Here is an 11049-nt window from a genome sequence, read left to right on the forward strand (position 1 = left end):
GTCATCATAGGGAGCGACGGACGCGTCGGGGGCGCCCGCCGCTCCCCTGCCCGGCATCTCTCAGCTGCAGGTCACGGTCACGGTGAACGGCTTGGTGATCATGCCGGCCATCGGGTTGCTCATATCGGCGCCCACCGCCTCGCCGGTGATCGTGTATCGGTCGCCGTCGACCTTGACCTCCGCCGAACCGCTCTTGGCGCCCATCGCGTTGGCGACCGCGAGCGCATTGCCGTCGACCACCATGCCGAGCGATTCGACGACCGGAGGCGCCGCGTCGGTCATCACGATGCCCAGCCCCTGCTGGCCGCCGATCGCGCCGCTGGCGACGTTGATCTTGCCGCCCTGCTTGACGCAGGTGACCGAGTTCAGGTCCAGCCCGGCGAGATCCGCGCCGTCGACCTTCACCTCGGTGGTGCCGCCCTGGGCGACCTGCGCGGTGGTGGCTTGCGAGCTCTGGGTGCCCGAGCTGGGGGCGGCGTCCTTGTCGCCGGAGCAGCCCACCAGCATGGCGGCGCCCGCGGCCAGACCGATCACACTTGCGGCAACTCGCTTCATCGTTTGCTTCCCTTCGTCGTACTCCGCCTCGGTGGCGTCGTCTGGGAAGAAGTCAAGGCGTGGGCAGCCGCTACCGATCCCAACTTTGGCTACGGTCGAGAGACGATGCGCACCTTCACCGTCGAGCAGCGCCGCGCACGTCTGGCGCGCCGCCATCTTCTGAGCCCGGTCGCCGCGTCGGCGTCGGCGGCCGATGTGACCGGACGCCTCGTCGCACTGCATGCCACCGATCCGGTGACGCCGTACCTGTCGCTGTGGGCGCGGCTGCACGACTTCACCTCTGCGGATCTGGACGCTGCGCTGTATCAGGACCGCAGCCTGGTCAAACACCTGGCGATGCGCAGGACGCTGTGGGTGGTGCGGCCGGCGGACATGCCCGCCGTGCAGGCCGCCGCCAGCGACCGGGTGGCGGCCAACGAGACCCGGCGGCTCGCCGCCGATGTGGAACGTGCCGGCGTGGCCCCCGACGGGCTGGCCTGGCTGGCCAGGGCCGGGGACGCGGCGCTGCGCCACCTGCGCGCCTCGGGCCCGTCCAGTGCCCGTGAGCTCCGGGAGGCGTTGCCGGAGCTGCACGGCACCTACGATCCGGCCCCGGGGAAGACATGGGGCGGTGAGAGCCACCTCGCCCCGCGGGTGCTGACGGTGCTCTCGGCGCGCGGCGACATCGTGCGCGGTCCCAACGACGGCGGCTGGATCACGTCGCGTCCGCGATGGGTGCCGGCCGTGGACTGGCTGCCGCCCAACGACGGCGCCGACGCCGACACCGCCAGTGCCGCGCTCGTAGCGCGCTGGCTGACGACGTTCGGGCCGGCGACCCTCACCGATGTCAAGTGGTGGTTCGGGAGCACCCTGACGTGGGCCCGAAAAGCGTTGTCCGCCATCGATGCCGAAGAAGTGCAGCTGGACGGAGCGCTCGGGTATGTGCTCCCCGACGACGAGGACGATCCAGATCCCGGACCGTGGTGCGCCCTGCTGCCGTCGCTGGACCCCACGACGATGGGCTGGTTCGACCGGGACTGGTACGTGGGCCCGCACCGGGCCGAGGTGTTCGACCGCAACGGCAACGCCGGCCCGACGGTGTGGGTCGACGGCCGGATCGTCGGCGCCTGGCGTCAGGACGCTGCCGGCCGGGTGGAGCTGGCTCTGCTCGAGAAGGTGGGCCGCCGGGCGGCCTCGGCGCTCGAGGCGCGCGCCGACGAGCTGACGGCATGGCTCGACGGCGTCCGGATCAACCCGAGGTTTCCCTCACCGCTGAGCAGAGGTAGGTCGTGAACTCTACGACGGCAGCAGAGCTACAGCGTTCGCTGGAGAAGGATGGTGTCCAGCCAGCGACCGTGTTTGAACCCGACCGCTGACAGCCGTCCGGCGTCGACGAAGCCCCGCTGACGGTGCAGAGTGAGCGATCCCGTGGCGTCGGCATCCACGATGACCGCGATCACCTGACGGATCCCCGCCGCGGCGCAGTGGTCGAGAAGCGCGTCGAGGAGCGCGCCGCCGATGCCCCGGCCGGTCGCGTGCGGCGCGACGTACACCGAGTCCTCGACGGTGAACCGGTACGCGGGTCTGGTCTTCCACGGCGCGCAGTAGGCGTAACCGGCCACCTGCCCGTCGATCTCGGCCACCAGATACGGCAACCCGACCGCCGTGACGCCGCCGAGTCGGCTCGACAATTCGTCGCGCGTCGGCGGGTCCACCTCGAACGTCGCGACACCTGACCGGACATAGTGCGCATAGATGTCGGCGACGGTCCCGAGGTCAGCAGTCGTGGCCGGCCGCACCGTCACCGGTGTGCCCACCGAATCAGGCGCTGACCTTGCGGCGGCTGCGGGTCTTCGGCCTGGCCCGTTGCACGCCGAGCGTCTCGGCGAGGAAGTGGCCCGTGTAGCTGGCCGGGTCCGCGGCCACGTCCTCGGGGGTGCCGGTGGCCACCACGGTGCCGCCACCCGAACCGCCCTCGGGGCCCATGTCGACGATCCAGTCGGAGGTCTTGATGACGTCGAGGTTGTGCTCGATCACGATGACCGTATTGCCTTTGTCGACAAGGCCGTTGATCACGGTCAGCAGTTTGCGGATGTCCTCGAAGTGCAGTCCCGTGGTGGGCTCGTCGAGGATGTAGATGGTCCGGCCGGTGGATCGCTTCTGGAGTTCCGAGGCCAGCTTGACGCGCTGCGCCTCACCGCCCGACAGCGTCGGCGCCGGCTGACCCAGCCGGACGTACCCGAGACCGACGTCCACCAGCGTCTTGAGGTAGCGGTGGATCGAGCTGATCGGCGCGAAGAACTCGGCGGCCTCCTCGATCGACATGTCGAGCACCTCGGCGATGGTCTTGCCCTTGTAGTGCACCTCGAGCGTCTCGCGGTTGTACCGCGCGCCCTGGCACACCTCGCACGGCACGTACACGTCGGGCAGGAAGTTCATCTCGATCTTGATCGTGCCGTCGCCCGAGCACGCCTCGCAGCGACCGCCCTTGACGTTGAACGAGAATCGGCCCGGTTGGTAGCCGCGGACCTTGGCTTCCGTCGTGGCGGCGAACAGCGTCCGGATCTTGTCGAACACCCCGGTGTAGGTCGCCGGATTGGACCGCGGGGTCCGCCCGATCGGCGACTGGTCCACCCGCACCAGCTTGTCGAGGTGGTCCAGGCCGTTGACGCGGGTGTGCCGACCGGGCACCAGGCGCGCGCCGTTGAGCTTGTTGGCCAGCACCGAGGCCAGGATGTCGTTGACCAGAGTGGACTTGCCCGAACCGGACACGCCCGTCACCGAGGTCAGCACGCCGAGCGGGAACGCCACGTCGATCTCGCGCAGATTGTGTTCGCGCGCACCGACGACGGTGAGTTGACGCTTCTTGTCGGGGACCCGCCGCATCGCCGGGACCTCGATCTCCTCCTTGCCCGACAGGTAGGCCCCGGTGATCGACTCCGGGTTCTTCAGCAGGTCCTGGTAGGTGCCGCTGTGCACGATCTGGCCGCCGTGCTCCCCCGCGGCGGGGCCGATGTCGACCACCCAGTCGGCGTGGGCGATGGTGTCGAGGTCGTGTTCGACGACGATCAGCGTGTTGCCCAGATCTCGTAAGCGCACGAGCGTGTCGATCAGCCGGCGGTTGTCGCGCTGATGCAGCCCGATCGACGGTTCGTCGAGCACGTAGAGCACGCCGACCAGACCCGACCCGATCTGGGTGGCGAGCCGAATACGTTGCGCCTCGCCACCACTGAGCGTGCCCGCCGCCCGCGACAACGACAGGTAGTCGAGGCCGACGTCGAGCAGGAACCCCAGCCGGGACTGGATCTCCTTGAGCACCTGGCCCGCGATCGCGGCCTCGCGGGTGCCCAGCGTGAGCGCGTTGAGGAAGTCGGCGCAGTCGGCGATCGACAGTTCGGCCACCTCGGCGATCGACTTCGCGCCGAAGCTGCCCGCGGTCATCGTCACCGCGAGGATCTCGGGCTTGAGACGGGTGCCGTTGCATTCGGGGCACGGCACGTCGCGCATGAAGCCCTCGAGGCGCTCCTTCATCTGCTCGGAGTCGGTCTGCTCCATGCGGCGCTGCAGGAACGCCATCACGCCCTCGAAGTCGGCGTAGTAGGACCGGGTACGGCCGTAGCGGTTCTTGTACCGCACGTGCACCTGCTCGTCGCAGCCTTCGAGAATCGCCTTGCGCGCCTTGGCCGGAAGCTTCTTCCACGGGGTGTTCACGTCGAACCCGAGCTGGTCACCGAGGCCGGCCAGCATCCGGGTGAAGTACTCGGCAGTGTGCCCCATCGACCACGGGGCGATGGCGCCCTCGGCCAGCGTCAGGTCCGGATCCGGCACCACGAGGTCGGGGTCGACCTCCTTGCGGATGCCCAGCCCGGTGCACTCCGGGCAGGCGCCGTACGGGGAGTTGAACGAGAACGACCGCGGCTCCAGGTCGTCCACGGCCAGCGGATGACCGTTGGGGCAGGCCAGCTTCTCGGAGAACCGCTGCTCACGGTGCGGGTGGTCGTCCTCGCGGTCGACGAACTCGAGCACCACGATGCCGTCGGCGAGGTTCAGCGCGGTCTCGACCGAGTCGGTGAGCCGCTGCTTGGCCGACGCCTTCACCGTCAGGCGGTCGACCACGACCTCGATGTCGTGCTTCTCCTGCTTCTTCAGCTTCGGCGGGTCGGTCAGCGAGTGCACCACACCGTCGACGCGAACACGGCTGTAGCCCTGGGTGTTCAGCTTGTCGAACAGGTCGACGAACTCACCCTTGCGGGTACGGACCACGGGCGCGAGAACCTGGAATCGGAGACCCTCGTCCATCGCGAGCACCTGGTCGACGATCTGCTGCGGCGTCTGACGGGCGATGCGCTCCCCGCAGACCGGGCAGTGCGGGGTGCCGGCGCGGGCATACAGCAGACGGAGGTAGTCGTAGACCTCGGTGATGGTGCCCACAGTCGACCGCGGGTTGCGGTTGGTCGACTTCTGGTCGATCGACACCGCGGGCGACAAGCCCTCGATGAAGTCGACGTCCGGCTTGTCCATCTGACCGAGGAACTGGCGCGCGTAGGCCGACAGCGATTCCACGTAGCGGCGCTGCCCCTCGGCGAAGATCGTGTCGAAGGCCAGCGACGATTTGCCGGAGCCCGACAGCCCGGTGAACACGATCATCGCGTCGCGCGGCAGGTCCAGATCGACGCCACGCAGATTGTGCTCCCGGGCACCTTTGACAACTAGGCGGTCAGCCACGGTGTCCTTTCCCTCCGACAAGAAGAAGTGCCCGATGCGCCCCACGGACGCAGTACAGACCATGCTAGGTCGACCCACCGACAGCTTTCATCCGCGGTGGCGGCGGAGGCCCCATGACGTTCAGTAACGTGAGTCACCATGACCGTCGTCGACGACAACTACACGGGTCACGTGGAACCGCGCGCGGCCGCGCGGCGCACGCTTCCCGGCGCCTCGATCGTCAAGGTGTCGGTGGGCCCCATGGACAACAACGCCTATCTGGTGACCTGTTCCCGCACTGGTGAGACGGTCCTCATCGACGCGGCCAACGACGCCCCGATCCTGCTCGAACTGCTGGACCGGTACGCCCCCACACTGTCGCTGATCGTGACCAGCCATCAACATCAGGACCACTGGCTGGCGCTCGAGCAGGTGGTCGACGTCACCGGGGCCACCACCGCAGCGCACCGCCTGGACGCCGATCCGCTGCCGGTCACACCGGACCGACTGCTGGCCGACGGCGACAGCGTCGACATCGGCGATCTGCACTTCGACGTCATCCATCTGCGCGGCCACACCCCCGGATCGGTGGCGCTCGCCCTGCGCGGCGCGGACCGCGATGCCGACGGCGGCGAGCGCGTGCACCTGTTCACCGGCGACTGCCTGTTTCCCGGCGGCGTCGGCAAGACCTGGAAGGAAGGCGACTTCGAGCAGCTGCTGGGCGATGTGTCCAGCCGGGTGTTCGACGTCTTCGCGGATCAGACCGTCGTGTATCCAGGACACGGCGACGACACCACCCTCGGAGCCGAACGTCCACACCTGGACGAGTGGCGTGAGCGCGGTTGGTGACCGCGCTCCTGCCGAGGACCATCAGGAAGGGAACATGAACACCGAACAGTTCAGCAAGGTGCAACGTGGCACCGGCTTCATCGCAGCGCTCGACCAGAGCGGCGGCAGCACGCCCAAGGCCTTGAAGCTCTACGGCATCGCCGAGGACTCCTACTCCGGCGACGACCAAATGTTCGACCTGGTGCACGAGATGCGGACCCGCATCATCACGAGCCCGAGTTTCGACGGCGAGCGCGTGCTGGGCGCGATCCTGTTCGAGGACACGATGGACCGCGACGTCGACGGACGTCCGACCGCGGACTACCTCTGGAACGTCAAGCACATCGTGCCTTTCCTGAAGGTCGACAAGGGTCTCGCCGACGAGAAGGACGGCGCCCAGGTCATGAAGCCGATCCCCGGCCTCGACGAACTGCTGACCCGCGCCCGGGACAAGGGCGTCTTCGGCACCAAGATGCGGTCGGTCATCAAGACGCCCGGCGCCGGGCTGCAGGCCGTGGTCGATCAGCAGTTCGAGATCGGCCGGCAGATCCTGGCCGCGGGCCTGGTGCCGATCATCGAGCCCGAGGTCGACATCCACAGCCCGCAGAAGGCGGAGGCCGAGGACCAGCTCAAGGCCGCGCTGCTGGAGGCTCTGGACCGCCTCGACGACGGTCAGTCCGTGATGCTGAAGCTGACGCTGCCCAGCGTGGACAACCTGTACCGCGACCTGGTCGAGCACCCGAAGGTGGTGCGGGTGGTGGCGTTGTCCGGCGGGTACGACCGCGACGAGGCCTGCGAGAAACTGGCGGCGAACCACGGTGTGATCGCGAGCTTCTCCCGCGCGCTCACCGAGGGGCTGACGGCTCAGCAGAGTGACGAGCAGTTCAACGCGACGCTGGACGCCGCGATCACCGCGATCGCGAAGGCGTCCGCCACCTGATCGCACGCAGACGAGAAAAACCCTGGGTCGGCGTGCCGGCCCAGGGTTTTCTCGTTCTGCGGTCTGTCAGGACGTGTGCACGATCAGCACATCGGACTTCGACCGACGCGCCACGTTCGCGGGAACCGATCCCAGCAGACGTCCGGCGATGGTGCTCAGCCCGACGTTGCCGACCACCAGCAGATCAGCACCCAGTTCCTCGACGAGATCGACGAGCGCATCGACCGGGGCGCCGACCACCGCCTTCTCCTCGATGCTCTCGGCGCCGGCTGCCTTCGCGCGATCGCGGGCCTCCCGCAGGATCGCGTAGATCGGGGCGTTGCCCGACATCTTGTAGCCCTCGTCCTTCAGTACGTCCGCGGCGCGCTGGTCCTCGCTCTGCGGGAAGTAGGCGGTCGCGACGACGAGCTTCGCGCCCGACCCGGCGGCGATCTGACCGGCACGGTCCACCGCACGCAACGACGAATCCGAGCCGTCCGTGCCGACCACCACGGTTTGATAGGCGCTCATCCATATCCTCCCAGTGTCAGTTCCTACGCCACCCGAGACAGTAACCCGGTATCCGGCGAACATGGGGGTAATTCACCACACCGAGGGGCCATTTGCCCAGGATCTGGCACCGAATGCTCCGGCAACGTCACGATGCCGACGCTGACGTGACGCTGCCGACAACGGCGATCGATCAGTGCGGCAACCAGACGCCGGTCACCATGCCGTGCCTTCACAGACCAGGTCCTGCGGAACCGGCAGGCTCGCGGGAAGCAGAGGCAGACCGGACACCGCATCGGGCAGGGGGACGACGGGAACCGGGACCGCGGGCGCCGCAAGAGGGGCCGGTACCGGCACCACCGGCACCGCGGGTCCGGGCAACGGGGCCGGGACGGCCGCGGCGTGCACGATGGGCGCCGCGTCGACCGGCGGGACAGCGACCTCGGCCGGGACCTCTGCGGCAGCCGCGGCCGGCACCTCGGCGACGGGCGGCACCGCCGGTGCCGAAAATGCCTCGGGGACAACGACGTCGGACGCGGGAACGGCGGGGGCGACTTCGGGTACGACGGCATCGCCGACCACCGGCGGGGGCGGGGCCGCCGGCACGGGCGCAGGAACGGCAGGGGCGGCTTCGGCCACCGGCACCTCCGGTACCGCTGCGGCGGACTGCGTCAGCGGCGCGGCCGGCGGCGCGGGTGCGGCGACAACCGGAACCGGCGGTAGAGCGGCCGGAATCGACGGCGCCACAACGGGAACCGCCGCAGCGGCGGGCTCCTGAATCGCGGCCGCCTCCTCGATAGGCGCCGCGGCGATCGGCGCCGCCTCGACCGGCGCCGGCACCGGGCCCGGGGGTGCCAGCGCTGTCAGACCGTGCACGACCTCAGGCGCCGGCGCGGGCGCCGCCGCCGGCGCCTCGTCGGGCACAATGCCGTTGAGCGCGTTGGCGGCCGTCTCGAGCACCTCGGGAACCGACGGCGGCGACGCGGCCAGCTGCTGCACCATGTCCAGGCAGGGCACTCCCGGACTGGGTTCGGCGGCAGCCGTCACGCTTCCCGCGCCGAGGAGGTACAGCACCGTCACCGCGAACCCGGCACCGACGCGAGTGATGTTGGCTGGCATCGTCTTTCCCTGAACTCTCATCGGCGCCCCCCGCCGACGAGAAACCTAGCGCGTCCGCGCCCGGGCCGATGATCCGGTTACCGAATAGATATCGCCGCGAGGTGGTTTGGTGATGGGGGCGAAGCAGGCCGGAGAAGTGCGCCGGGACACCGACGTCGAGCTCAGGTCGCGGTACCCAGCACCCGTCGCGCGGCGAACACGGCGGCCTGATCGATCATTCCGTTCCACAGATAGGAGAAATGGGCAAACAGGTCGGCGCCCTTGGTGCAGTACGGATCGTTGGCGGCGCACAGGTCGATGGCCCTGCTGCCGTACAGCGGGCTCAGCGTGGTCAGCGGCCCGAGCGTGGAGTAGTCCCGAGACGGATTGCCGAACACCGCGATCGCCGCAACGTGATTGACCATCGTGTCGGGCAGGGGCGACGGCGTGAAGAACCACAGTCGGCGCTTGCCGATGGTGATGAGATCGATGACACCGGCACCCTGCGAGATGCCACCCAGCACGATCTTGGTGTTCGGGCAGACCCCGGCCGTGTACTGCACGTGTTTGTTCGCGTCGACCGCCCCCTCGGACGTCGACTTCGAGAAGTCCCAACTGGCTGAATAATCCACCGCGTACGCGGAGATCTTCTTGCCGATCAGCTTCTTCTGCAGGGTGGTGATGAACTGCTTGCCCACTGGACCGAAGCCGGGCTTGTCACTGGTGCCGCGTGCGAACACGACCTCCACGTCGGGGCACGCGTCCGCGGACGCGACCGGCGCCCGAACGGTGGTGGTGCACAATGCCAACGCGGTGGTCACCGCGACTCCGAGGGCACGGGCGGCCTGGCGAGTGCGCACGCGAACACGGTGACACAGTTTCAGCAAACTCCGCCAGCGGGGCAACCCAACGGTGATCGATCAGTTGCCGAACCGTGTTGCGCGGACGCTAGGGAATTCGGCGATTGTCGGATATTCGTGCGGTGCTTTCGCTGGCGGGACAAATGAGGTGGATGAATCAGCGCGACGCACCGACCTCCACCAGGAGCACGCCGGCCACGATCAGACCCATGCCGCCGATCATCGTCGGGGTGAGCGGTTCCCGGAACAGCAGGCGCGACGCAGCGGCGGTCAGCGCGACCCCGGCCGCCGCCCAGATCCCGTAGGCGACGCCCAGAGGCATGCCGTGCTGCAGCGACGCCGACAGCAAGGTGAAGGCCACGATATAGCCGACGACGACCACACCGTAGAACGCGCGCCGGCCGGCCGCCGCGACCCGCAGGGCCAGCGTCCCGGTGACCTCCGACCCGATGGCCGCCATCAGTAGCAGGTACTGCACCGCTCACGCACCGTCGGACGGGTCGTCGACGCGATGTGAGCCGATCTCCACGAGCAGTACGCCGCCGATGATGCACACCATCCCGATGCCCATCACCGCGGTGAACGCCTCGCCGAAGACGACCGCTGACAGCACGGCGGTCAGCGCCACCCCGATGGCGCCCCAGATGCCGTACGCGACACCGAGTCCCATGCCCCGCTTGAGCACGAAGGTCAGGAAGACGAAGGAGGCGAGGTAGCCGCTGACGACGATCACGTACAGCGCGGGAGTGGTCATGGCGGCCTTGAGCGACAACGTCGCCGCCACCTCGCTGACGATGGCGAGCAACAGCAGAAGCCACGTCATGACGACTCAACGTACTGGCGTGGCCGGGGTCGAAAGCGGGCGGGTCCACCGGAAACCCGGTGGAGCACCGCCCATACGAGCGAGTGACGGTGTGGTGTTTCAGGACATACGCATAGGGTGTCGCAACACATCGGTATAGCCGGGCGGGGTGACCGTCAGCGCTATGTCGAAGGCTCGTCTGGTCATCANTGTGGTGTTTCAGGACATACGCATAGGGTGTCGCAACACATCGGTATAGCCGGGCGGGGTGACCGTCAGCGCTATGTCGAAGGCTCGTCTGGTCATCACCGCGGTCGTCTTCGAGGGGCGCAGCCAATCCGATGTCGCCCGCGACTACGGGGTGTCGCAGTCCTGGATATCGCGGCTGGTCGCCCGGTACCGACTGGACGGCGACGCGGCCTTCGAGCCGCGCTCGCGGCGTCCACACACCAGCCCGACCCGTCTGCCTGACACCACGATCGCCCTGATCGTCGAGCTGCGCGCCGAACTGTCCAGCAAAGGCCTCGACAGCGGCCCGTCAACCATCGCCTGGCACCTGCGCCACCATCACGCCACGACCGTGTCAGCGGCATCGATCAGCCGCCACCTACACGCCGCCGGCCTCGTCGAACCCACACCCCGGAAACGACCCAAGAGCTCCTACATCCGCTTCGCCGCCGAACAACCCAACGAACGATGGCAAGCCGACTTCACCCACTGGTGGCTCGCCGACCGCACCCACGTCGAAATACTGGACTGGCTCGACGACCACTCCCGCTACGCCATCTCCGTGA

Annotated in this window: 12 protein-coding genes; 4 read left to right on the plus strand and 8 right to left on the minus strand. The window is 68.4% G+C overall.

Annotation, left to right across the window (positions count from 1 at the left end; translation table 11 throughout):
- Nucleotides 1-60: 60 nt before the first annotated feature.
- Nucleotides 61-555, minus strand: a complete 495-nt coding sequence (locus MCHLDSM_RS18595; RefSeq protein ID WP_048471440.1) for a lipoprotein LpqH — start codon at nucleotides 553-555, stop codon at nucleotides 61-63.
- Between the two features lie 105 nt (nucleotides 556-660).
- On the opposite strand from MCHLDSM_RS18595, the gene MCHLDSM_RS18600 reads away from it, so the two are divergent.
- Complete coding sequence (locus MCHLDSM_RS18600; protein WP_048471441.1) at nucleotides 661-1827, plus strand: winged helix DNA-binding domain-containing protein; 1167 nt, start codon at nucleotides 661-663, stop codon at nucleotides 1825-1827.
- A 20-nt stretch (nucleotides 1828-1847) separates the two neighbouring features.
- Here the strand turns inward: MCHLDSM_RS18600 and MCHLDSM_RS18605 are convergent, their stop codons facing one another.
- Nucleotides 1848-2351 (minus strand): GNAT family N-acetyltransferase, encoded by a 504-nt coding sequence (locus MCHLDSM_RS18605; RefSeq protein ID WP_109788876.1) that lies wholly within the window; start codon nucleotides 2349-2351, stop codon nucleotides 1848-1850.
- A 4-nt stretch (nucleotides 2352-2355) separates the two neighbouring features.
- Complete coding sequence (gene uvrA, locus MCHLDSM_RS18610) at nucleotides 2356-5259, minus strand: excinuclease ABC subunit UvrA (RefSeq protein WP_048471454.1); 2904 nt, start codon at nucleotides 5257-5259, stop codon at nucleotides 2356-2358.
- 138 nt (nucleotides 5260-5397) lie between these two features.
- On the opposite strand from uvrA, the gene MCHLDSM_RS18615 reads away from it, so the two are divergent.
- A complete protein-coding gene (locus MCHLDSM_RS18615; RefSeq protein WP_048471442.1) occupies nucleotides 5398-6087 on the plus strand; it encodes an MBL fold metallo-hydrolase in 690 nt (229 codons plus the stop codon).
- Nucleotides 6088-6121: 34 nt separating this feature from the next.
- Nucleotides 6122-7006, plus strand: coding sequence for a fructose bisphosphate aldolase (locus tag MCHLDSM_RS18620; protein ID WP_048471443.1), 885 nt, complete (start codon nucleotides 6122-6124; stop codon nucleotides 7004-7006).
- Nucleotides 7007-7072: 66 nt separating this feature from the next.
- Here the strand turns inward: MCHLDSM_RS18620 and MCHLDSM_RS18625 are convergent, their stop codons facing one another.
- The 5 genes from MCHLDSM_RS18625 to MCHLDSM_RS18645 form a co-directional block, all read right to left on the minus strand.
- Nucleotides 7073-7516, minus strand: a complete 444-nt coding sequence (locus MCHLDSM_RS18625) for a universal stress protein (protein ID WP_048421529.1) — start codon at nucleotides 7514-7516, stop codon at nucleotides 7073-7075.
- Nucleotides 7517-7711: 195 nt separating this feature from the next.
- Entirely contained in the window at nucleotides 7712-8614 is a 903-nt protein-coding gene (locus tag MCHLDSM_RS37790) for a hypothetical protein (RefSeq protein ID WP_048471444.1), read from the minus strand.
- Nucleotides 8615-8775: 161 nt separating this feature from the next.
- The gene (locus tag MCHLDSM_RS18635; RefSeq protein ID WP_082168965.1) at nucleotides 8776-9453 is read right to left on the minus strand and encodes a cutinase family protein; all 678 of its coding nucleotides are present in this window, start codon (nucleotides 9451-9453) and stop codon (nucleotides 8776-8778) included.
- A gap of 157 nt (nucleotides 9454-9610) precedes the next feature.
- Nucleotides 9611-9931, minus strand: a complete 321-nt coding sequence (locus MCHLDSM_RS18640; RefSeq protein ID WP_048471445.1) for a DMT family transporter — start codon at nucleotides 9929-9931, stop codon at nucleotides 9611-9613.
- Between the two features lie 3 nt (nucleotides 9932-9934).
- On the minus strand, nucleotides 9935-10276 hold the full coding sequence (locus MCHLDSM_RS18645) for a DMT family transporter (protein ID WP_048417978.1): 342 nt from the start codon (nucleotides 10274-10276) through the stop codon (nucleotides 9935-9937).
- Between the two features lie 262 nt (nucleotides 10277-10538).
- Here MCHLDSM_RS18645 and MCHLDSM_RS18650 point away from each other — a divergent pair.
- A partial coding sequence (locus MCHLDSM_RS18650; RefSeq protein WP_048471446.1) for a helix-turn-helix domain-containing protein occupies nucleotides 10539-11049 on the plus strand: 511 nt, incomplete at its 3' end.

The sequence above is a fragment of the Mycolicibacterium chlorophenolicum genome (assembly GCF_001044235.1).
GTDB lineage: Bacteria > Actinomycetota > Actinomycetes > Mycobacteriales > Mycobacteriaceae > Mycobacterium > Mycobacterium chlorophenolicum.

What these genes read in the sequence shown, in the direction of transcription:
- MCHLDSM_RS37790 (WP_048471444.1), bottom strand. Translation starts at nt 8,614, where the DNA reads ATGCCAGCCAACATCACTCGCGTCGGTGCCGGGTTCGCGGTGACGGTG.
- MCHLDSM_RS18625 (WP_048421529.1), bottom strand. Translation starts at nt 7,516, where the DNA reads ATGAGCGCCTATCAAACCGTGGTGGTCGGCACGGACGGCTCGGATTCG.
- MCHLDSM_RS18645 (WP_048417978.1), bottom strand. Translation starts at nt 10,276, where the DNA reads ATGACGTGGCTTCTGCTGTTGCTCGCCATCGTCAGCGAGGTGGCGGCG.
- MCHLDSM_RS18620 (WP_048471443.1), top strand. Translation starts at nt 6,122, where the DNA reads ATGAACACCGAACAGTTCAGCAAGGTGCAACGTGGCACCGGCTTCATC.
- MCHLDSM_RS18600 (WP_048471441.1), top strand. Translation starts at nt 661, where the DNA reads ATGCGCACCTTCACCGTCGAGCAGCGCCGCGCACGTCTGGCGCGCCGC.
- MCHLDSM_RS18595 (WP_048471440.1), bottom strand. Translation starts at nt 555, where the DNA reads ATGAAGCGAGTTGCCGCAAGTGTGATCGGTCTGGCCGCGGGCGCCGCC.
- MCHLDSM_RS18615 (WP_048471442.1), top strand. Translation starts at nt 5,398, where the DNA reads ATGACCGTCGTCGACGACAACTACACGGGTCACGTGGAACCGCGCGCG.